The organism is Buttiauxella gaviniae (assembly GCF_040786275.1).
GTDB lineage: Bacteria > Pseudomonadota > Gammaproteobacteria > Enterobacterales > Enterobacteriaceae > Buttiauxella > Buttiauxella gaviniae_A.
The window spans coordinates 3,172,344-3,194,327 of sequence record NZ_JBFMVT010000002.1 but is presented as its reverse complement, the minus strand read 5'-3'; the positions used below and the strand labels follow the sequence as shown (position 1 = coordinate 3,194,327).

22 protein-coding genes are annotated in these 21,984 nt (G+C 49.9%); 11 read left to right on the top strand and 11 right to left on the bottom strand.

The genetic code is table 11. The features are described 5' to 3' along the window. The first annotated feature begins 70 nt into the window (after positions 1 to 70). The 5 genes from dacA (at position 71) to lipA (ending at position 4,827) form a co-directional block, all read left to right on the top strand. Positions 71 to 1,282, top strand: a complete 1,212-nt coding sequence (gene dacA / locus AB1E22_RS15380; RefSeq protein ID WP_367596106.1) for a D-alanyl-D-alanine carboxypeptidase DacA — start codon at positions 71 to 73, stop codon at positions 1,280 to 1,282. Positions 1,283 to 1,393: 111 nt separating this feature from the next. Next, complete coding sequence (ybeD, locus tag AB1E22_RS15375) at positions 1,394 to 1,657, top strand: DUF493 family protein YbeD (RefSeq protein WP_367596105.1); 264 nt, start codon at positions 1,394 to 1,396, stop codon at positions 1,655 to 1,657. 86 nt (positions 1,658 to 1,743) lie between these two features. Beyond that, the gene (lipB, locus tag AB1E22_RS15370) at positions 1,744 to 2,385 is read left to right on the top strand and encodes a lipoyl(octanoyl) transferase LipB (RefSeq protein ID WP_367596104.1); all 642 of its coding nucleotides are present in this window, start codon (positions 1,744 to 1,746) and stop codon (positions 2,383 to 2,385) included. 326 nt (positions 2,386 to 2,711) lie between these two features. After that, positions 2,712 to 3,635, top strand: coding sequence for a YbeF family transcriptional regulator (locus AB1E22_RS15365; RefSeq protein WP_437178387.1), 924 nt, complete (start codon positions 2,712 to 2,714; stop codon positions 3,633 to 3,635). A 226-nt stretch (positions 3,636 to 3,861) separates the two neighbouring features. After that, positions 3,862 to 4,827 carry a lipoyl synthase gene (gene lipA, locus AB1E22_RS15360; protein WP_367596102.1) on the top strand — a complete coding sequence of 322 codons (966 nt, stop codon included), beginning with the start codon at positions 3,862 to 3,864 and terminating at the stop codon, positions 4,825 to 4,827. 97 nt (positions 4,828 to 4,924) lie between these two features. Here lipA and tatE read toward each other — a convergent pair whose 3' ends face one another. Together tatE and AB1E22_RS15350 are read right to left on the bottom strand one after the other, a co-directional pair. Beyond that, on the bottom strand, positions 4,925 to 5,128 hold the full coding sequence (gene tatE / locus AB1E22_RS15355; RefSeq protein ID WP_367596101.1) for a twin-arginine translocase subunit TatE: 204 nt from the start codon (positions 5,126 to 5,128) through the stop codon (positions 4,925 to 4,927). A gap of 127 nt (positions 5,129 to 5,255) precedes the next feature. After that, positions 5,256 to 6,044 carry a deaminated glutathione amidase gene (locus AB1E22_RS15350; protein ID WP_367596100.1) on the bottom strand — a complete coding sequence of 263 codons (789 nt, stop codon included), beginning with the start codon at positions 6,042 to 6,044 and terminating at the stop codon, positions 5,256 to 5,258. Positions 6,045 to 6,151: 107 nt separating this feature from the next. Between AB1E22_RS15350 and crcB the strand changes: the two genes are divergently transcribed. Then, positions 6,152 to 6,535, top strand: a complete 384-nt coding sequence (gene crcB, locus AB1E22_RS15345) for a fluoride efflux transporter CrcB (RefSeq protein ID WP_367596099.1) — start codon at positions 6,152 to 6,154, stop codon at positions 6,533 to 6,535. A gap of 221 nt (positions 6,536 to 6,756) precedes the next feature. Here crcB and cspE read toward each other — a convergent pair whose 3' ends face one another. From cspE to AB1E22_RS15310, 7 genes are all read right to left on the bottom strand, one after another. Further along, complete coding sequence (gene cspE / locus AB1E22_RS15340) at positions 6,757 to 6,966, bottom strand: transcription antiterminator/RNA stability regulator CspE (protein ID WP_007373839.1); 210 nt, start codon at positions 6,964 to 6,966, stop codon at positions 6,757 to 6,759. 200 nt (positions 6,967 to 7,166) lie between these two features. Then, a complete protein-coding gene (gene pagP / locus AB1E22_RS15335) occupies positions 7,167 to 7,748 on the bottom strand; it encodes a lipid IV(A) palmitoyltransferase PagP (RefSeq protein WP_367596098.1) in 582 nt (193 codons plus the stop codon). A gap of 163 nt (positions 7,749 to 7,911) precedes the next feature. Next, positions 7,912 to 11,028: an efflux RND transporter permease subunit gene (locus AB1E22_RS15330; RefSeq protein ID WP_367596097.1), complete on the bottom strand. Its 3,117-nt coding sequence runs from the start codon at positions 11,026 to 11,028 to the stop codon at positions 7,912 to 7,914. Then, positions 11,025 to 12,479, bottom strand: a complete 1,455-nt coding sequence (locus tag AB1E22_RS15325) for an efflux RND transporter periplasmic adaptor subunit (protein ID WP_367596096.1) — start codon at positions 12,477 to 12,479, stop codon at positions 11,025 to 11,027. Before AB1E22_RS15325 ends, AB1E22_RS15330 begins: the two co-directional genes overlap by 4 nt. Continuing rightward, positions 12,476 to 13,735 carry a TolC family protein gene (locus AB1E22_RS15320; RefSeq protein ID WP_367596095.1) on the bottom strand — a complete coding sequence of 420 codons (1,260 nt, stop codon included), beginning with the start codon at positions 13,733 to 13,735 and terminating at the stop codon, positions 12,476 to 12,478. The genes AB1E22_RS15325 and AB1E22_RS15320 overlap by 4 nt, the downstream gene beginning before the upstream one ends. 11 nt (positions 13,736 to 13,746) lie before the next feature. Then, entirely contained in the window at positions 13,747 to 14,112 is a 366-nt protein-coding gene (locus tag AB1E22_RS15315) for a copper-binding protein (RefSeq protein WP_367596094.1), read from the bottom strand. A gap of 64 nt (positions 14,113 to 14,176) precedes the next feature. Then, positions 14,177 to 14,587: a DUF2946 domain-containing protein gene (locus AB1E22_RS15310; RefSeq protein WP_367596093.1), complete on the bottom strand. Its 411-nt coding sequence runs from the start codon at positions 14,585 to 14,587 to the stop codon at positions 14,177 to 14,179. 443 nt (positions 14,588 to 15,030) lie between these two features. On the opposite strand from AB1E22_RS15310, the gene dcuC reads away from it, so the two are divergent. The 3 genes from dcuC to AB1E22_RS15295 all read left to right on the top strand — a co-directional run bounded on the left by dcuC (position 15,031) and on the right by AB1E22_RS15295 (position 17,538). After that, positions 15,031 to 16,407: an anaerobic C4-dicarboxylate transporter DcuC gene (dcuC, locus tag AB1E22_RS15305; protein ID WP_367596092.1), complete on the top strand. Its 1,377-nt coding sequence runs from the start codon at positions 15,031 to 15,033 to the stop codon at positions 16,405 to 16,407. A gap of 84 nt (positions 16,408 to 16,491) precedes the next feature. Further along, the gene (rna, locus tag AB1E22_RS15300; protein WP_367596091.1) at positions 16,492 to 17,295 is read left to right on the top strand and encodes a ribonuclease I; all 804 of its coding nucleotides are present in this window, start codon (positions 16,492 to 16,494) and stop codon (positions 17,293 to 17,295) included. Positions 17,296 to 17,388: 93 nt separating this feature from the next. Further along, positions 17,389 to 17,538 (top strand): hypothetical protein, encoded by a 150-nt coding sequence (locus AB1E22_RS15295; protein ID WP_367596090.1) that lies wholly within the window; start codon positions 17,389 to 17,391, stop codon positions 17,536 to 17,538. A gap of 42 nt (positions 17,539 to 17,580) precedes the next feature. Here AB1E22_RS15295 and AB1E22_RS15290 read toward each other — a convergent pair whose 3' ends face one another. After that, the gene (locus AB1E22_RS15290) at positions 17,581 to 18,411 is read right to left on the bottom strand and encodes an alpha/beta fold hydrolase (protein WP_367596089.1); all 831 of its coding nucleotides are present in this window, start codon (positions 18,409 to 18,411) and stop codon (positions 17,581 to 17,583) included. A 290-nt stretch (positions 18,412 to 18,701) separates the two neighbouring features. Here AB1E22_RS15290 and AB1E22_RS15285 point away from each other — a divergent pair, with 290 nt between their 5' ends. Both AB1E22_RS15285 and rnk read left to right on the top strand, forming a co-directional pair. Then, positions 18,702 to 20,078, top strand: coding sequence for a GntP family permease (locus AB1E22_RS15285; RefSeq protein ID WP_367596088.1), 1,377 nt, complete (start codon positions 18,702 to 18,704; stop codon positions 20,076 to 20,078). A gap of 159 nt (positions 20,079 to 20,237) precedes the next feature. Then, positions 20,238 to 20,648: a nucleoside diphosphate kinase regulator gene (gene rnk / locus AB1E22_RS15280; RefSeq protein ID WP_367596087.1), complete on the top strand. Its 411-nt coding sequence runs from the start codon at positions 20,238 to 20,240 to the stop codon at positions 20,646 to 20,648. A 269-nt stretch (positions 20,649 to 20,917) separates the two neighbouring features. Here rnk and malI read toward each other — a convergent pair whose 3' ends face one another. Next, entirely contained in the window at positions 20,918 to 21,934 is a 1,017-nt protein-coding gene (gene malI, locus AB1E22_RS15275) for a Mal regulon transcriptional regulator MalI (RefSeq protein ID WP_367596086.1), read from the bottom strand. Positions 21,935 to 21,984 lie beyond the last annotated feature (50 nt).

The window sequence follows — 21,984 nt, the reverse complement described above, 5'->3', positions numbered from 1 at the left end:
CAGCAAAAATCGCTTTTGCTATAGTAAGGCACTTTTTTTTATTCCTATCATGGATGTCGTTGTTCTAATCATGAATACAGCCCCTTCTTTTCGTTTTGTTAAACGCCTGGCGCTGACTACCGCGCTAACTCTTTCGGCGATGGCAGCCGCACACGCTGACGACCTGAACATTAAAACCATGATCCCAGGCGTGCCGCAGATTGATGCGGAAGCGTACATCCTGATTGATTACAACTCTGGCAAGGTTCTGGCCGAATCCAACGCCGATGCCCGCCGTGATCCTGCAAGCCTGACGAAAATGATGACCAGCTACGTCATCGGCCAGGCGATGAAAGCCGGTAAATTTAACGAAAGCTCCATTGTGACGGTTGGACAGGACGCCTGGGCGACCGGTAACCCAGTATTTAAAGGTTCATCATTGATGTTCCTGAAACCAGGCATGCAGGTACCCGTATCGCAGTTGATCCGCGGTATTAACCTGCAATCTGGTAACGATGCATGCGTGGCAATGGCCGACTTTGTGGCAGGCAGCCAGGATGCATTCGTCGGTCTGATGAATAGCTACGTTTCTGCACTTGGTCTGAAGAATACCCATTTCCAGACCGTCCATGGCCTGGATGCAGAAGGTCAGTACAGCTCCGCGCGTGATATGGCGCTTATCGGCCAAGCGTTGATTCGTGATGTTCCTAACGAATACTCAATCTACAAAGAGAAAGAGTTCACGTTTAACAATATCCGCCAGATCAACCGGAACGGTTTGCTGTGGGATACCAGCCTGCAAGTTGACGGTATCAAAACCGGCCATACTGACGCCGCAGGTTATAACCTTGTGGCATCCGCAACCGAAGGCCAGATGCGCCTGATTTCCGCCGTATTGGGTGGGCACACTTATAAGGGCCGTGAAACAGAGAGCAAAAAGCTGCTGACCTGGGGCTTCCGCTTCTTTGAAACCGTTTCTCCGCTGAAAGCTGGCAAAGAATTCGCCTCAGAACCCGCGTGGTTTGGTGATAACGACCGTGCATCTTTGGGCGTAGATAAAGACGTTTACCTGACGATTCCACGTGGTCGTATGAAAGACCTGAAAGCCAGTTACGTGCTCAATACCACCGAACTGCACGCGCCGCTGCAAAAAAACCAGGTTGTGGGCACCATCAATTTCCAACTGGATGGCAAAACTATCGAACAGCGTCCGCTGGTCGTGCTTCAAGAAATGCCTGAAGGTAACTTCTTCAGCCGTATGATTGATTATATCAAATTGATGTTCCATCACTGGTTTGGTTAATAATTGAACACTTGAAAGAGTGGAAGTCATCCCCATATACTATGAATCAAAGCAACTCCCGCCCCTGCTGGCGGGAGTTATCATTTTTAATGCCGTAACGCTGGAGCTACCATGAAAACCAATCTGAAAGAATTGCTCGAATTCCCGACCTCCTTTACTTACAAAGTGATGGGTCTGGCGAAACCTGAGCTGGTTGATTTGGTCGTTGAGGTGGTGCAGCGCCACGCCCCTGGTGACTACACCCCGCAGGTCAAACCAAGCAGCAAAGGTAATTACCATTCAGTGTCCATCACCATCACCGCGACGCATATTGAACAAGTGGAAACACTCTACGAAGAGCTGGGCAATATCGAAATCGTCCGTATGGTACTGTGATGGAAACCCGGTCTTCTGACCGGGTACTTCTTTATGCCGCGCTGAGATATACTCCCTCTACTTTCTAACCTGCCGGAGACGATGTTTTGTCTCAAGATACTATTCAAATCCGCCAACTGGGCCTGCAACCCTACGAACCCATTTCGCAGGCGATGCATGACTTTACCGACACCCGAGATGAAAATACGCCAGACGAAATTTGGCTGGTTGAGCATGAACGCGTCTTTACTCAAGGCCAGGCGGGTAAAGCGGAGCATGTTTTAGTTCCCGGTGATATTCCAGTGATTCAAAGCGATCGTGGCGGCCAGGTGACTTATCATGGTCCCGGTCAACAAGTCATGTATGTGTTACTTAATCTCAAACGTCGTAAGCTCGGGGTTCGCGAGCTGGTGACCATTCTTGAGCAGACCGTGGTTAACACCCTCGCACAGTTAGGTATCGAAGCCTATCCGCGCGCTGATGCGCCGGGCGTGTATGTTGAAGGGCGTAAGATTTGTTCTCTCGGGCTGCGCATCCGCAAAGGGTGCTCATTTCACGGGCTGGCATTGAATATTGATATGGATCTCACTCCTTTTCTGCGAATAAATCCCTGCGGCTATGCGGGTCTTGAAATGACTCAGGTCAGTACCTTGCGACCAGGCGTTCTGGTGAAAGATATTCAGCCGCTGCTCATTAATAAATTTATTGAATGCCTTAACAATCCTCCCGTTAAATACATTACCAGTTAATATATATTATTTTAATGACTGCACTTTATTATGCTGCAGTCATTGAAATGTGTTTACCCTAATCTGCTTTACTTTATGACACATTTTGTATAATTTCCTTCAACTGAAAAAGGTCATGTAAATTCTTGAAGCGTTGAGAAAACCGCCTTAACCATCAAGTTATTTTTAGATATAAATTCAGTGAATAATTCACTGTTACCATCACTATTAATCAAAACGTTAATAAAATTAAATTTATCTTTTAATAATACTAAAGTATCTCAGTGGTTTAACATGAGTATACTTTATAGATGGCAGGGCCAGACCCAACCAAGGAGAGAAGTATCATGGAAAGAAATGAAGAAAATAATTATCCAACATTCAATGCACTACGTAATATTGATCTTAATTTATTAACTGTTTTTGAAGCCGTCTACATTCATAAAGGGATCGTTAATGCCGCCAGGGTGTTAAATTTAACCCCTTCCGCAGTTAGCCAATCGATCCAAAAACTGAGAACTACCTTTCCTGACCCTCTATTCATACGCAAGGGGCAAGGTGTCACGCCAACCGCCTATGCCGCGCATTTGCATGAATATATTAGCCAGGGGTTTGAATCCATTCTTTGTGCATTAGATGTGAATAATAACTACGAAAAAGAGCGCACAATTACGCTTGCTAGCCCACCATCATTGGGCGCACTACTAATGCCAAGGATTTATTCAGCTATTCAACTGGTGAATCCTAAATTATCTATTCGCAACGTTCCCGTGACTGAACGCCAGCTTTCGCAATTTCAGGCCGATATTGCTATCGACACTCGCCCCCATCATAGCCCCGGGATCAATAGCTATAAACTTTATAACGACCATCTGGTAGCTGTTTGTCGCCGCGATCACCCCAACGCTGAATCAATATTTAGCGAAAATGATATTCAGAGAATGAATTATACATTTCTGATTATGCAGGATGACTTGTTAATTGATGCACGCCATACAATTAACGAAATTTTACCCAATCGCCAGATCACCTTTAGCAGCTATAACTTTTTAACGATAGCCTCAATGCTCAGTACCAGCGACTTAATTGGCTTTATGCCAGGCAAAGTCTTTGAAATGTATTCGCACATGTACCAGCTTAAAACGGTGGAATGCGCCGCGCTCTCGGCGGCAACGCTCACAACCACTATGCACATAAATAAGCTCAGTTCACGTGACGCCGTGTTACAGGAAGTCATCGACGCCATTATTCACGAGTTTGAGGCCGCGTAGTGTTATCGACCTCTTGCCCACGGCTTTGAGGTCGATATGCTAACTGTTAACGTATGAAAACGCACAATCCAACAAATCATTTACAATTCTTTCCCCCATTTCCTGCGCCGTCAGGCTGATTTATCCCCTCCAGTGATGATATACTTCGGGCGTTATTAAAAAATAGTTGAAAAATAAAACATTCGATTAGCCTGTCTTCGTTATCAGCAACTGGAATACGTACGATATGAGTAAACCCATTGTAATGGAGCGCGGCGTCAAGTACCGCGACGCCGATAAAATGGCTCTGATCCCGGTGAAAAACGTGGTGACTGAGCGCCAGGAGCTGTTAAGAAAGCCAGAATGGATGAAGATCAAACTTCCTTCTGATTCGACCCGAATTCAGGGTATCAAAGCGGCAATGCGTAAAAATGGTCTGCACTCTGTGTGTGAAGAAGCCTCCTGCCCTAACCTGGCAGAGTGTTTCAACCATGGAACGGCAACCTTTATGATTTTAGGCGCGATCTGCACACGCCGTTGCCCATTCTGCGATGTGGCTCATGGCCGCCCTATCGCACCAGATGCCAATGAGCCTGCAAAACTTGCCCAAACTATTGCTGACATGGCATTACGCTATGTGGTTATCACGTCTGTTGACCGTGACGATCTGCGCGATGGTGGCGCTCAGCATTTTGCCGATTGCATCAGCGCCATTCGCGAAAAAAATCCGAATATCAAAATTGAAACATTAGTGCCTGATTTCCGTGGACGTATGGACCGCGCACTAGAAATTCTTACCGCAACGCCACCAGATGTGTTCAATCACAACCTGGAAAACGTGCCGCGCGTTTATCGTAAAGTCCGCCCTGGCGCTGATTACAACTGGTCGCTGAAATTACTGGAGCGCTTTAAAGAAGCGCATCCTGATATCCCGACCAAATCAGGTTTGATGGTAGGCTTAGGTGAAACCAACGAAGAGATCATTGAAGTTATGCGCGATCTCCGCCGCCATGGCGTCACTATGTTGACCCTGGGCCAATATTTGCAGCCAAGCCGTCACCATTTACCTGTTCAGCGTTATGTTAGCCCTGACGAGTTTGATGAGATGAAAGCAGAAGCGCTGGCGATGGGCTTTACCCATGCGGCTTGTGGCCCGTTTGTTCGCTCTTCATACCACGCAGATCTGCAAGCCAAAGGGATGGAAGTTAAATAACGGTGTAACAAATCGTTACTTTTAATCCGCAGCTTGCACAAAAAAACCGGCACAACTGATGCCGGTTTTTTATTTTGGGCTGAAAACTGCGTGGTGATCAGTCTTTGTGCGTAATACGATCGGCTGTAGCGTCCGTATTGTTGGCAGGTTTCGCACCAGTCTCATCGTCACTCATGGCTTTCTTGAAGCCCTTAATTGCCGAACCGAGATCGCCACCGAGGGTGCGTAACTTCTTGGTGCCAAATAACAAAACAATCAGCACACCGACTACCAATAACTTTGTAATACTAATCTCACCCATAGCAACCTTCTTTAATCATACTGGCCGTGAATACGGCGAATAATACACTGAGACAATTAACGGTCATTTTCGCGTGCGATACAATAGCAACCTGTAACAAGTTGGATCAAGATCGGGTAAAAAATAATCATAAAAGCCGAGGTGGGGCAAAACGGCGATTTTTCAGAACCGGCAGCATCGCTCGAACCTCTGAAATGTAGTCGTTTTCCAGTTCAGCATATATCAATGCTGGGCGCTGATTTGCCGCCGCAATCACAACGCCAAGCGGATCAACAATCCGGCTATGGCCGATATTTCTATTACCGCACTCACCGGACGCCACAAGATAGCAGGTTGTGTCGAGCGCGCGCGCGCTTAACAGCGTTGCCCAGTGCATCTCTTTGTTCGGCCCGCGTAACCATGCGGCGGGCAGGACTAAAGCATCTGCTCCCGCCAACGCCAGACTTAACGCCAACTCTGGAAAACGCAGATCGTAGCAGGTCATCAGCCCGATTTTAAAGCCCGCAACCTCAATCAACGGCGGTAAACCCTCTCCCGCATCTACCAGCCGCGACTCCTGAACGTTAAACGCATCGTAGAGGTGAAGTTTTTGATAGCGAGCGATAACTTCGCCACCGCGAATTGCCAGCAAAGTATTGGCTGCACGACCGGGCGTCGTTTTGATATGCAGCGTCAGTATCGTGGTCAGATCGTTATTGCGGCTTTGCTCGCAAAGCTGCTCGATAAACTCTTCGTTCATCACCTGCGCCGACTTCACCGACAAATCCGGATCGCTATCGTCACGAGCCAGTACCGCCTCGGGCAACACAAGTAATTGCGCTCCGTCAGCGTGGGCTTGTGTCATATATTCAAGGCAGGTTTGGACATTTTCCTGCCAGACTTTACTTACCGCAAACTGCCCTACTGCAACTTTCATCGTTGTTTCCTAATAGGCTGCGAATAATTTTAGTATACCGGGTGTGAAACAGTCTGGGCTGACGTTACACTCAAACACTTTCTCATCCTAACGAACAGGGAATTATCGTGTTACAGATGCTTTTAGCCGTATTTATTGGCGGCGGAACGGGGAGCGTTGTGCGCTGGTTTCTCGGTATGAAGTTAAACCCAGTGCATGGGGCGATTCCGGTAGGGACGCTAACGGCGAACCTCGTAGGGGCGTTTATTATCGGCCTTGGATTGGCGCTGTTTACCCGAATGACTCACCTCGACCCGGTGTGGAAATTATTGATCACTACCGGTTTTTGCGGAGGTTTAACCACCTTCTCAACGTTTTCGGCGGAGGTCGTATTTTTGCTTCAGGATGGGCGTCTGGCCTGGGCGGGGTTAAACATACTGTTAAACCTGGCGGGTTCAATAACCATGACAGCCATCGCGTTTTGGTTAGTTTCTATCGCTTACGGCCACTGATTCACAACGTGTTAAGGTTAGCTTAATTTTCGTCTGTCACTCTGGTGGAAAATTAGAGTGGTGCAAAATGATGAAAGAACGTGTTGCAGGATGGACCGCGGTGCTCATGTGTACGCTGGTTGTGATGTGCTTTATGAAAGTTTATCTGTTTGTCTGAATACCCTGAATTTAAAGCAAAAAAAACCCGCCTTAGCGGGTTTTTATATTCTACTGGTAATGACTTATACAGGCATTACGTTAGCAGCAGATGGGCCTTTGGCACCGTTAGTGATTTCAAACTCAACGCGCTGACCTTCAGCCAGGGTTTTGAAACCATTGCTCTGGATTGCAGAGAAGTGTACGAACACGTCTTTGCTACCATCTTCCGGAGTAATGAAGCCAAAGCCTTTTGACTCGTTAAACCACTTAACGTTACCTTTAATCTTAGACATCTAAATTACCTTTACATGAAAAACGACACAAATGCTGTGTCGAGTACCAGTACACCAATTGTCATGGATTTTGTCCAGCCCCGAAGTGCTAAAAAGTGATAAAAATTGCTACCTCTTTTAAAAACTGTGCAGTAACCCGTATTTTTGAACGGTTAAAACTAAAGTACAGGTTTTGTCTGATTCCGGCCTACTCCATCCAATCAAAATTGGAAACGTAACCAGGCGAAGTAAACGTTACCGTTGTTGTAAGTCCCGGGGATATAGGTCATCTGGAAGGTCGCAGGCCCATAACCGACAGATGCCAAAGGTAAAATCACAGGGACCGGAATGTACTTCCAGTTATCGCGCGCTGTCGCCCCCAGCGTGTAACCCAGGCCAAGATGAAAGTTATCATCGGCGAGTGGCCGCCAGATTTTCTCCCAGCCATAACCGCCAATCGGTTCCCATTTGTTATAGGAATCTTTAAACGCCATCAGATACAAACCATGCCAATTGCCGTTCTCATCCCAACGGGTTTGCCCAAATCCGATCCCCCACGGGCGTTCGTTATATCTGTCGGTTTTTTCTTTATCGTAAGCAAAGCGGGCATGCCAGGTTATAGCAGGAACATATAAATCATAATGTTGTGGTTCGTTCCACGTTTGCGAAACGTTATTGGATAAAGTGTCCCAGGTGTTAATCAATAAACTGCTTTGATTCGCCAGAGCAGCAGGCAATGCCGCCAATGACGAAAAGAAAATAATAACAGAAAGGATAATTTTATTTGTTAAAGCCACATTCATTTCCACTTCAAAATTCAATGCACAACTTAACAAACCATATATTAACCAAACTTAAATAAGCCTCAGGTTAATTCCTAAAGATAGAATTTTAAGTCTCTATACACAGAGAGAAAATCACCCCTTGCATTTTGTAAGAATAATAAATGCAAAGGGCAACTGGTTATTATTTATGCCTTTTTAGCAAAACAAACATTGCAGGAATCACCAGCATTGATAACAGCGGAGCGGTTATCATTCCGCCGATCATCGGTGCCGCGATGCGCCGCATTACTTCCGAACCCGTGCCGTCGCCCCACATAATGGGCAGTAACCCTGCCATAATTGTGGCGACTGTCATCACTTTAGGCCTCACACGCAGCACCGCCCCTTCGTGAAGCGCGCGCATTAGCATCGGTTTCCCACCCTCCGGATCTAACACTTTATGCTTTGCAATCGCCTGATTTAAATAAAGTACCATGATGACGCCAAATTCAGCCGCTACACCGGCAAGGGCAATAAACCCAACTGCACCAGCAACCGATAAATTATATCCCAGAAGATAAAGCAGCCAGACACCTCCAATTAATGAGAAGGGTAAAGTCCCCATAATTAATAACGCATCACTGATGCGTGAAAAGGTCACATAGAGTAGAACAAAAATAATCATTAACGTGAAAGGTAAGACAATTCTTAATTTAGCGCTGGCGCGTTCTAAATATTCAAATTGCCCTGACCAGGATAATGACACGCCGTCCGGTAATTTTACCTGCTGAGCAACCGCACGTTGCATATCCTCGACCGCCGATTTTAAATCGCGGCCGCGTAAATCGACGTAAACCCAATTCGATAAACGCGCATTTTCACTTTTTAACATCGGCGGCCCGTCGGTAATACTGATATCCGCCAGTTCAGAAAGCGCAATCTGGCTGCCGTTTGCCGTAATTACTGGAAGGTTTTGCAGCTTTTGGATGTTATCTCGTACTTCTCGCGGGTAACGAACGTTGATGGGATAACGCTCACGCCCTTCAATAGTTTCGCCAATGTTTTGCCCACCAATCACCGTCGAAACCAGCGATTGCAGCTCTTTGACCGAAACGCCGTAACGCGCCGCTTTCAGTCTGTCGATATTAATATCAACGTAGCGTCCCCCGCCGAGTCTTTCTGCCAGCGCAGAGGTCACGCCCGGAACCTGTTTCACCACACGCTCGATTTGTTCAGCAACCTGTTCAATAGCCGCAATATTATTGCCATTCACTTTGATGCCGACCGGGCTTTTAATTCCGGTCGAGAGCATATCCAGACGGTTGCGAATCGGCGGCACCCAAACGTTCGCGATGCCCGGCACCTTCACCACGCTATCCAGCTCGCTTACCAGCTTGTCCATCGTCATTCCTGGCCGCCACTGATCGCGAGGTTTGAAACGAATCGTCGTCTCAATCATGGTTAACGGCGCGGGGTCAGTGGCAGTATCTGCCCGGCCGGCTTTGCCAAATACCGTCGCCACTTCCGGCACCATTTTGATTAAGCGATCGGTTTGTTGCAGCAAACGCCCCGCTTCACGCGCTGAAATTCCTGGCAGCGTTGACGGCATATAAAGTAAATCACCTTCATCAAGCGGCGGCATAAACTCACTGCCCAGACGACTAAGCGGCCAAAGTGTTGCCAACAATACCAACCCGGCAACCAGTAGTGTGGTTTTAGGGCGCACCAGTACTTTATCCAGCAGCGGTTCATAAGCGGCAATCAGCCAACGGTTAATGGGATTGGCCTTCTCATCAGGAATTTTCCCGCGAATAAAATACCCCATCAGCACCGGGACTAAAGTGATTCCCAGGCCTGCCGCCACCGCCATCGCATAGGTTTTGGTAAAGGCCAGTGGAGAGAACATTCGCCCTTCCTGCGCCTCGAGGGAAAACACCGGAATAAATGACAGCGTGATGATAAGCAAACTACAGAATAACGCGGGCCCGACTTCGACCGCTGCCTGTTCAGAAATACGCCAATAATCAGCGCCCGCTGGCTGTTTATCAGGGTTATCGTGCCGCCACTGTTCAAGCACTTTGTGCATGTTTTCGATCATCACAATCGCGGCATCAACCATCGCGCCAATCGCAATCGCAATACCTCCCAGCGACATAATATTGGCGTTCACGCCCTGGTAATGCATCACGATAAACGCGCCCAGAATCCCGAGCGGCAACGTAATCATCGCCACCAGCGCCGAACGGAAGTGGAATAAAAATAGCGCGCAGATAAGCGCCACGACGATAAACTCTTCCAGCAGCTTATGGGAGAGCGTTTCAATCGCATTTTCAATGAGATGAGAACGGTCATAGACCGGAACGATTTCAACGCCTGCGGGCAAACTTTTCTGGATTTGCTGGAGTTTCGCTTTCACGCCATGGATGGTATCCAGCGCATTTTTGCCGTAGCGCATCACAATAATGCCGCCCGCCACCTCCCCTTCACCGTTAAATTCCGCCACGCCACGGCGAATTTCTGGCCCCATTCGCAACGTGGCCACATCGCGCAGTAATACTGGAACGCCTTCACGCGTAGTAATGACTACCTGCTTAAAATCATTAAGATTTTTTAGATAACCCGCGGTGCGCACCATATATTCGGCTTCGCCCATTTCGATGACCGAACCGCCGCCTTCCTGATTTGCGCTTTGAACCGCGCTAATGACCTGCTCATGGGTGATATTCAGCGCACGCATCCGCTGCGGATCGAGCACGATTTGATACTGCCGCACCATACCGCCCACGCTTGCCACTTCCGAAACGTTCGGAACCGTTTTTAGCTCAAATTTAAGCGTCCAGTCCTGTAGCGCACGCAAATCCGCAAGGCTGTGTTTACCCGTTCTGTCCACCAGAGCATATTCATATACCCAGCCAACACCGGTCGCATCTGGCCCCAACGAGGCTTTTGCTTCCTGGGGAAGTGACTGCACCTGGCTTAGATATTCAAGAACACGCGAGCGCGCCCAGTACGGGTCAGTCCCATCTTCAAACAAAATGTAGACATACGAGTCGCCAAACATCGAAAAACCGCGCACGGTTTTTGCTCCAGGAACCGATAGCATGGTCGTCGTCAGCGGGTAAGTCACCTGATCCTCAACCACCTGCGGCGCTTTGCCAGGGTAGTTGATACGAATGATCACCTGCACGTCCGAAAGATCCGGTAACGCATCCAGCGGGGCGCGCTGTAGCGACCAAATCCCCCACGCCGCCATCATGAGTGCCGCCAGTAATACCAGCAGGCGGTTTTTTAGTGACCAGCGAATAACGGAAGCAATCATTTCATTACCTCCGCCATCGGCATCAGATGCGTAATGACCGCACCTTGTTGATCATCCAGGGTAAAGCTGAACATCACGCTATCGCCGACTTTAATACTCTGAGCATCGGCGGCAGATTTCAGCGCGAAATCCATCGTCATCGCGCCCCATTTCAACGCGGGAATGGGCTTATGCGAAAGGGTTATCGCATCTTCAGCAATCTCTTTTACTACCGCTTCGCCCTGATATTCAGGAGCCGCTGGCGTGGCGATTTTTTCCTCCGGCAATGCACTGCGTAAGCTGGCTTCCGAATCAATCAGGAACTGCCCGGAAGTCACAACATTATCGCCCTCCCTCAGCCCCTGTTTAATTTCCACCCAACCATTTTGCGCGGTACCAACAACCACGTTCACCGGCGTGAAATGGCCGTCATTCTGAGTGACCAGTACCCGGCTGGCGCTGCCCGTTTCAATCAATGCCTCTTCAGGGATCGCCAGCACGGGCGGGAGGTTGCGTTGACTGGCAAGTTTCACATTGAGATACATACCAGGCTTGAGTTTCATGTGCGGGTTTTCCAGCACGATGCGCGCTTTCAACGTCCGGGTCGCGGTTTCCATATTCGGCAACAATTCGCTCACGCGCCCGTGGAACGTCTCACCCGGCCAGCTATCGCTCGACGCAAGAATTTCGCTTCCGACCTGCAATGCCTGAGCCTGCGTTTGCGGATAATCAATCACAAGCCATACGGATTCGAGGCTTGCCATCTCGAACAGCGGTGAATTTGCCGCAACCTGCGCGCCCTCACGGGTATCCAATTTATTGATATACCCCGCCTGCTTTGCCTGCACCGTTACGCGCGTCTGTGGTTTTCCGGTACGTTCGACCCGGTAAATCACATCTGATGGCATAAACTGGAGTTGCAAACGCTCACGTGCGGCGGCGCTTAACGCGCTATCACCTAAGCGACGCACCGCCAGATACTCTTGCTGAGCCGCCGTCCACTCCGGGATCCAAAGCTGCGCCAGCGGTTCGCCTGCTTTCACAAATTGCTGCGGCGCATTCACAAAGAGTTTTTCAACCACCCCGTTGGCGCTGGCCGGAATAATTTGCAGACTGCGTTCGTTTGTCGAAACGGTGGCAAAGGCATCAAACTGATAATCCAGCGCTCTTTTAGCGACGATCGCCGTTTTAATCCCCAGATTCTGTTGTTGGCGAGCACTTACCGTCACACCACCATCTTCTGTCGCCTCATCGGCGTAACGCGGCACCAAATCCATATCCATAAACGGCGATTTACCCGGCTTATCAAAACGCTGCCCCTGTGTCATCGGGTCATACCAATAGAGAACTTTTCGTTCAGATGAGGCAACCGGCACGGTCGTACCATGGCTTTGTTTACCCGCGTAAAAACCAACGCCCAACGCCGCCGTGGTAGTGAGTGCTAACAAAGAAAGTTTCAATACGGTTTTCATGATGGGTTTTCTTCCTGTGGCGTCAGATAGCGAATGGCGGCCCAGGTCTCAGCCACGGTTTTTTCCGCGCTATGGGCGCTGAGTTCAGCATCAAGCAATGTGCGGCGTGCATTAAGTAATTCGGAAAGAGAGGACTGGCCGGAGCGATATTGCGCTTCAATCAACGACAAGCGCTGGCGTTGCAGAGGCAAAATCTCATCCTGTTGGCGCAGCCAGAGCGTTTGCGCGGCCTGATATTGCGCCACCAGCGTACGCACCAGCGCGACACGCTCACGATTTGCCAGCGCCAACTGGTCGTTCGCCTCCATGGAGCGGGACATGTCCGCGGCCAGGTCTTTATCCTGACGATTTGTTTTAAACAGCGGCAGATCGACGGTGAACATCACGCCCGCCATATCGTCATAGTCATCCGCGCGATGGGCATAGAAAACTTCTACGCCAACATTCGGTTTTGCGGCCACGGCGGATTGTGCCGAGCGCGCTTTTGCCACGTCCGCTTCGCGAGCGGCTTCTACAACTTCCGGATGCTGCCCAACGTTTTGCTCCAGCACCGCCGGGTCAGCGGGCAAACGCTGATAGCGCGGTAAGCCCCCGCTCGTTGCATCTATGTTTTCGCCGGTAAGTTGCAGTAAACGCGTCTGCGCGAGTGCCACATCGCGCTGGGCAAGAGTCACTTTGTCCTGCATGCCCAATAGCGTCATACGGATATCCACCACGCTTGAGGCCGGTGAACTGCCACTGGCAACCGTCGCCTTTTGTACGTTGACCTGACGTTCAGTCTCCGCCACCAGCTTTTGTGCCGTTGCCAGGACTTTTTGCGACAACGCCAGATCCAGCCAGGTCTGAGCCGTTGCTCTTTGCAATGTCGCGCGAATCACTTCGGCTTTGGCGGCGCTACTGGCGGATTGCGCAAGGATCGTTTCGACTTTACGGTCGCGTTTTTCTCCGCTTACGTACTCCTGCATGATTCCGATCCGCTGCATGGTCATGCCTTCACGGGTGAACCGGTGGTTGTTACTGCCCTGCACCGGGACGTTTTCAATACCAAACTGCAATTTAGGGTCGGGCAACTCGCGGGCAGAATCGGCCATCGCACTGAGCGCGTTGCTCTGATTGCGATTAGCAGAGAGTTCTGCGGAATAGTGTTCAGCGGCGGTCAGGGTCTGTTGCAGGCTGAACTCTGCCGCATACGCGGCAGAGACAGACACGGCAAACAGCACCCCGCCGAGCCATAAGCTCAGGGAATGTTGTTTCATAATGACCTCAGTTACTTAGTCGGGGTAACCGAGGTGAGTTGGTAGCCTTCAGCCTGCTGGCTAAAAGTGAAGTCAACCGTTTCACCAGCTTTAACCACCGGCAATGTGCCGACAGCAGGCAAGCTGAACGTCATGGTCATTGCGGGCCAGCTCAGGGCGGCAACGGGAAGATGGGCGATTGAAACTGAATGGTCGGTAACTTTTTTCACCACGCCATGCCCGTGATAAACCTCAGCGGCCATAGGTTGAGGCATGGGCATGGACATCTCATGGGACATCTCGTGAGGCATTTGGTGAGGTGCAGCTTGCGCTACAGTCAAAAAAGTGAGGACGGACAGCGCCACGGTCGTCAGGGAACGAGCACAAAAAATAGACATAAAAAATCTCCAGAACACAAGTCAAAGGATGGCAAAACGCCTGTAAACCAAGACAGTGCTGGAGTTATTCTCTAAAGCGACAAAACCGTATCGTGGCCGGAGGGCCGGTGGCAGGAGGGGTTAATACAGCAACGGCTGCCACCGTTTCACTGCATTCAGGCACAATTAAAGCCAGCGTATTTGTGACCGGCAAAGCGACCAGAGCGCTATGGCCGTTGTCTTTTTGCATCACATCAGGAATGCAGTGCTTTTCGCACAGCGATCCCTTCACTTTTACCGTATCGCCTGCGCCATCCATCAACATATGGTCGTTGTGCTGAATAGACAGAATTTGCGAGCTGACTTCTACCGGGCAGTCGTGCGATGCCACCGCGACCTGGCTATTAACAAACAGCCAGCCGAACGCCATCAGCAGCATCAAAAGATGCTTTCTGAAGAATCGTAAACGGCTTGTCGACCAGAAAGTGGATTGCAAGATACACACCCCGAAATATGCGAGGCGGCAGTATAAACACCAGCGTGTTTTATTTTAAAGATTTTTTTAGATGCTTTACATTTAGCTTTTTAATTAACAATTTCGTAATGAATTTTTAATTTAATTACCTCCAGGTGAGTATTTAAAGAACAATAAGGGGTACAAATAAATAACGCTTATCAATAAGTAAATGTCATAATTGCAACACTGCCTGCAAAAGTGTTACGGCAGATTCGCGGTGCTGACTAAATTTGATGCTTATCAGAATTTCGCCCCGGTGATTCAGGCAGATTGGCACCGCTTTCGCAGACGACTACAAAGCGTCATATTTTTATTTTCAGGAATGACGTTACGTTGAGGTGCGGCCAATATACCCAAAATAATTCGAGTTGCAGGACTATGACGGATATAGATGCCGAAAACCAAACGGAACAGGGGGATTAATGTTAACGATTATGGAATTACTTATTGGCGTGGTAGTGATTGTTGGTGTAGCTCGCTACATCATCAAAGGCTACTCCGCGACCGGCGTATTATTTGTCGGTGGTTTATTACTGCTTATTATCAGTGCCTTGATGGGTCATCAGGTTTTGCCGTCCAGTGCCACCAGCACCGGTTATACCCTCACTGATATTTTTGAATACGTCAAAATTCTGCTGATGAGCCGCGGTGGCGATCTCGGCATGATGATCATGATGCTGTGTGGTTTTGCCGCTTATATGACGCATATTGGCGCAAATGACATGGTGGTTAAACTTGCGTCAAAACCGCTGAAGTTTATTAACTCACCGTATATTTTGATGGTGGCAGCCTATTTCGTCGCTTGCCTGATGTCACTGGCGGTCTCTTCTGCAACGGGTCTTGGCGTGTTGCTGATGGCAACGCTCTTCCCGGTCATGGTAAACGTCGGCATTAGCCGTGGCGCTGCCGCCGCTATCTGCGCCTCTCCTGCTGCCATTATCCTGTCGCCAACGTCCGGCGACGTGGTGCTGGCTGCGAAAGCGGCTGAAATGTCGCTGGTTGATTTTGCCTTTAAAACCACGGTGCCTATTTCAATTGCTGCGATTGTTGCGATGGCGATTGCCCACTTCTTCTGGCAGCGCTACCTGGATAAAAAAGAGCACATCAGCCATGAGATGCTTGATGTCAGCGAAATTCAGACCACCGCGCCTTCGTTCTACGCCATTCTGCCATTCACGCCAATTATCGGTGTGTTAATTTTTGACGGCAAATGGGGGCCACAGTTACACATCATCACCATTCTGGTTATCTGTATTCTGGCTGCGGCGATTATTGAATTTTTCCGTGGTTTCAATACTCAGAACGTCTTCTCCGGGCTGGAAGTGTGCTATCGCGGAATGGCAGATGCCTTTGCAAACGTCGTGATGCTGCTGGTTGCGGCGGGCGTATTTGCCCAGGGTCTGAGCACCATCGGCTTTATTCAGAGCCTGATTTCTATTGCGACCTCGTTCGGCTCCGCAAGTATCATTTTGATGCTCGTCCTGGTGATCCTCACCATGCTTGCCGCGATGACGACCGGCTCGGGTAACGCCCCGTTCTATGCCTTTGTTGAAATGATCCCGAAACTGGCTCATTCATCCGGCATCAACCCGGCGTACCTTGCGATTCCAATGCTGCAAGCCTCTAACCTGGGCCGTACTATCTCCCCGGTTTCAGGCGTAGTTGTTGCCGTGGCGGGTATGGCAAAAATCTCTCCGTTCGAAGTGGTAAAACGCACTTCCGTCCCGATTGCCGTAGGTCTGGTTGTGGTGATTATCGCCACCGAGTTTCTGGTGCCATCGGCGGCCATCCTCCCTTAATTTCAGTGTTCTCAATAAGCGCCTCATCCAGGCGCTTTTTTTATGATTAAATAAAGAACCATCACTCAACCCAATGAGAAAGGCATGAAATTACTCTGCCCTACCGCGCTTTTGTCCCTCGCCTGTATCACCAGTTTTGCCGCTACGGCAGATAATCTTGAACCCAAACAGTACGGTGATTTTGACAGCTATGTGCTGGCGCTCTCGTGGCAGACCGGTTTTTGCCAGAGCATGCATGAACGCAAGCGCAACGAGCCCGCCGAATGCAAAACGCAGCAGGAACAAAATGATAAACGTGCGTTTTTGACGGTGCATGGTTTGTGGCCCGGTTTACCAAAATCAGTGGCCGCGCGAGGTGTCGATAAAAAACGCTGGATGCGATACGGATGCTCCACGCGCCCGGTGCCTGAAATGGCCGAAGTGCGTGGTTCACAGAAGTGCCAGGCTCCCGCTCCGGCGTTATCTGCAGATATTGCCAGCAAACTGGCGGGAGTAATGCCCGGTGCTGGCGGCCAATCCTGCCTTGAGCGCTATGAATTTGCAAAGCATGGTGCCTGCTTCGGATTTAATCCCAATGCCTATTTCGCCACCATGGTTCGGATGAATACGGAAGTAAAACAGAGCGCTTTCGGCGAGTTTTTAGCCCAAAACTACGGCAAGGTTGTGGCACGTAAAGCCTTCAATCAAGCCCTAAAAGAAAGTTTTGGCAACAATGCGGTAAAGGCCGTAAAACTGACCTGTAACGGCAATCCGGCTTATCTCACCGAAATGCAAATTTCGCTTGATGCCACACGCATTAACCAACCGCTGGCCTCTGGCTCATTTGCACAACAACGCAACCCCGGTAACTGCGGGAAAAGTTTCCGTCTGGATGCCGTAGGGTATTAAGTCGCCATAAATACGGAAGACAAAAAACAATCAGTTCAGTATTAGTTCCGGGTTTGTAGCCTTATGCTTTGGTTATCAAATGCGGAGGTCATTATGAACACGACGAAACGGTATTTAATGCAGTTAAAAGCGCAATTCGAACGGGAAGGTCAGGCCCATAAGTTGTTAGGTCTGATTTGGCTCTCGCCTCAACAGCGCTACGAGATTTTAAAAGAGATTATGTTGCCGGTGGCGGGTAAATGAGTGAATAAACGGCGGGTGATATTTCTTACCCGCCTGAAAGAGTTAGCCTTTTAAAAACTCCAGCAAATCAGCATTGACCCGGTCTTTCTCCGTAGTGCAGATGCCGTGCGACCCGCCCTCATAAACTTTGAACGTTGCGCCCGGTATGGTTGCCGCCGTCACTTTGCCGCAGGTTTCAAACGGCACAATCTGATCGTCATCGCCGTGAATCACAAGCGTAGGGACGGTGATTTTCTTGAGGTCTTCACGTAAATCGGTTTCAGAAAACGCTTTGATGCAGTCGTACAGCGGTTTGATCCCGCCCTGCATCCCCTGCTCGACAAAACTCTCGCGAACGCCTTCCGAAATTTCAGCCCCTGGCCGGTTGTAGCCGTAAAACGCCAGCGTCAGCTCTTTGAAAAAATCTGCGCGGTTAACTCGCACCCCTTCGCGGATGCCGTCAAATACCTCGATTGGCACGCCGTTTGGGTTGAAATCGGTTTTCACCATAATGGGCGGAACAGCACTGATTAACACCACTTTTGCTACGCGACTTGTGCCATGGCGGCCAATATAGCGCACCACTTCCCCGCCACCGGTTGAGTGCCCAACATGAATCGCATCTTTCAGATTCAAGTGCTCGGTCAGCTCAGCCAAATCATCGGCATACTGATCCATGTTATTTCCTTCCCATGACTGGGATGAGCGACCGTGCCCACGCCGGTCATGAGCAATAACCCGGAATCCTTTTTGCCCAAGGAAAAACATCTGATCTTCAAACGCATCCGCCGTTAATGGCCAGCCGTGGCTGAAAACCACCGGTTGTCCTTCTCCCCAATCCTTAAAGTAAAGAGAACTACCGTCCTTTAACGTGAGTTTGTCGTAATGGCTCATGATATCTCCTGTACAGGTGAGGGGCGCACAAGGCGCATAGGTGAAACATGCCTATAAAGGGTAATGCAAATTTTTCACCTGACAGGTTTATTTACGATGGGCAATCGATCCACTGATGTTAATAAGGGTTTATTTCGATAGTTTGAACTTGCTCCCAAAATGTTAATAAAGATGAGGAGATCCATTCCCGATGGCGCCATGTTACCGATATCATGTTACCGGTATCAGAAAAATGATGAATTATATCTGTACGATAATTCACCGCAAAATTCGGCGCAGAGGATAAATATATGACCGAAATAACCGCCCCTTACGGCGCTGGAACCCTGCTAGGGATCGCAGCCTGTGCTGTAGTACTCCTGCTTGTACTCATCATGCGCTTTAAAGTGCATGCATTCCTGGCATTAACTCTGGTGAGTGTGGTCGTCGCCCTGGTCACCGGGGTACCGTTTGACAAAATTGTCCCCACTATTCTGGGCGGTTTTGGTAGCACCCTGGCAGGCGTTGCGTTGTTGGTTGGCCTCGGCGCCATGATTGGCCGCTTGCTCGAAATTTCCGGCGGGGCAAAAGTGCTTGCTGACACGCTGGTCGGTAAGTTTGGCTCACAGCGCGCCCCGCTGGCATTGGGTGTTGCATCGCTGCTGTTTGGCTTCCCGATCTTCTTCGATGCAGGCCTGGTCGTGATGCTGCCTATTATCTTCAGCGTAGCAAAACAGTTCGGCGGCTCTACGCTGAAATATGCGCTGCCTGCTGCGGGTGCGTTTGCGGTAATGCACGCCCTGCTGCCACCTCATCCAGGCCCGGTTGCCGCCAGTGAATTACTGGGCGCAAACATCGGCCTGCTGGTGATTGTGGGTCTGATAATCGCCATTCCAACCTGGTATCTCGGCGCGTATCTGTTTGGCCTGTATGCGGGTAAAAAATTCGACATTCCGTTACCTTCGTCTTTCCTCGGAAGTGTAGAAGCCGACCCTAACCACCAGCCGCCTGCGTTTGGTACGGTATTAGCCATCCTTTTATTGCCGCTGGTGCTGATCTTCCTGGATACCGGCCTGAATACCGCCACCGTGCTCGGTTGGGTAAGCGGCGATAATATTGTGATTCAATTCCTGCGCATGCTCGGTAAAACCCCTATCGCGCTGCTGATCACCGTCTTCTTCTCACTGGCAGTATTTAGTGGCCGCCATAGCCGCCAGCATCTGGAAAAAGTGTGCGACGGCGCGCTCGGCCCAATCTGCGGCATTATTCTGGTAACGGGCGCGGGCGGCATGTTCGGTGGCGTACTGCGTGCCAGTGGTATTGGTGATGCATTGGCTGGCGTACTGGCTGATACCGGCATGCCGGTAATTGTCGCCGCATTTGTGATCTCTACTGCACTGCGTGTAGCGCAAGGTTCTGCCACCGTGGCGCTGACCACCACCGCAGCGCTCATCTCCCCGATGGTTGCCGCAACAACAGGCCTGAGCCAGTTCGACCTGTGCTTCATCGTGGTGGCGATTGCGGGTGGTGCAACCGTGCTGTCTCACGTAAACGACTCCGGCTTCTGGCTGGTGGGTCGTTTCCTTGAAATGGACGAGAAAACCACGCTAAAAACCTGGACCGTAATGGAAACGCTGATCGGCACCATCGCCTTCCTGTTCGCTCTGGTCGGCAGCATTATCCTGTAAATGCGTCGTTACTAAAATGTGATTGAAGTCACTTTAAAGTAAGCGCTAAGCTCAGTATCATCACTACAGACCAAACCCTCACTCTTACCGGTGAGGGTTTTCTTTTGTAAGGTCCGCCATCAGGCACATGAGTGCCTGTTTTTTTACATGGAGAGAAATATGTCCAGACCAGCCATTATCATTAATGAACTTGATGCCGAGCGTATTGACCGTTTGCTGGAGCAACCGCAATTTGCTAACCAGCCCGTAGCTTTAGCGCTGAACGCAGAGCTGGACAGAGCCGAAATGCGTAAGCCTGAAGATATTCCGGCAGACGTCGTGACGATGAACAGCCGCGTAAAATTCCGCGATTTGGCCTCGAAAGAAGAGCATGTCCGCACGCTGGTTTATCCTGTAAACCTGACTGACAGCGACAATCAGCTTTCAGTAATGGCCCCGGTGGGCGCAGCGCTGCTGGGTTTACGAGTCGGGGCGACCATTAACTGGACGTTACCGAACGGTAACCAGACGCATCTGGAAGTGCTGGAGCTGGAATACCAGCCAGAAGCTGCGGGTGAGTATCACCGTTAGCGCGTTGCTTGATAAGCCCGGTGCCGACAAAAATTCGCAAGTGCCAGTGAAATTGCAAACAACTGATTGTTCCCAGGGACCCCACCCCAACCCTCCCCTTAACCAGGGGAGGGAGCAGAACTAGCTTCTCCTCCTGACAAGGGGGAGAGAGCAGAACCAGCTTCTCCTTCTGACAAGGTGGAGGGAGCAGAACCAGCTCCTCCCCCTGACAAGGGGGAGGCTGGGTGGGGGTCATTTCTCTTCCTGAAAAATTGCCGGAAGAGAAAACATTACGCAGATTCCCGCAAAACCAACTCCCCGGAAATAATAATCTTCTGCGACGGTAACGTCGGGGTTTTGATCTTATTCACAATCAGCGTTGCCGCCTGCCGACCCGCTTCTTCGCTTGATGCCGAAACATAGGTAAAACGCGGCGAGGTGAGATTAATGTGCATCATATCTTCAAAGCCAATCAGCGAAACCTGCTGGGTCAAAAACACATCTTTGCCGACGGTTCGCCCCACCTGCTGAATACCCGTAAGGCAGCCAATAATGGCGGACGGTGAATGGCACAACATGGCGGTAATCTTGCTATTATTTTCAAGCAATTGGCGCGTTAAACGTGCCGCAGCCTCGGTATCATTTTTACAAACAGGTGCCCACTCTTCACGAAACGGCAAATCGTATTGAGCAAGCGCATTGCGATAGCCGAGCAGGCGCTCTTCACGCATCAAATTCGACGCGGTGCCGCCCAGATAGGCGATATTTCGGTGACCGCGATCGAGTAGATAGCGCGTCGCCTGATTTCCGGCCTGGCGATTATCACGCCCGATCACATCCCGATGGCTGCTCACCGTTGATTCAGCAATGATAACCGTCGGCAATACGCATTCAGCAATCAATGCTGGGATGGATGCCAGGCGGTGATTCGCATCGAGGTAAATCACCCCCGCCACGCCCTGCTGGGTGAAAGAAGTTAAACATTGCTGCAACTGGTGGGTGTCATCCTGCGGGTGGCCAAGAAAAACCATATAACCTTGTTTTTCAAGATAATGAACCACGCTCGCCATGACATTCACGCAAAACGAATCGTTAAAATCCCGGATAATCAGACCGATGAGATTTGAAGTACTGGAACGAAGGTTTGCCGCCGCCGTGTTATGAACATAGCCAAGCTGCTTAATCGCAGCGTTCACTTTGTCGATGGTTGCGTCTGAGATCTTCCCTTTTTGGCGCAGCACTAAAGAAACGGTGGAGACAGAAACGCCAGCCAGTTGTGCCACATCAATAATGTTGACCTTTTTCATCCTGTTCCTGCCACCGATAATCCATAAAATTCAACCTCCTGAAACATACA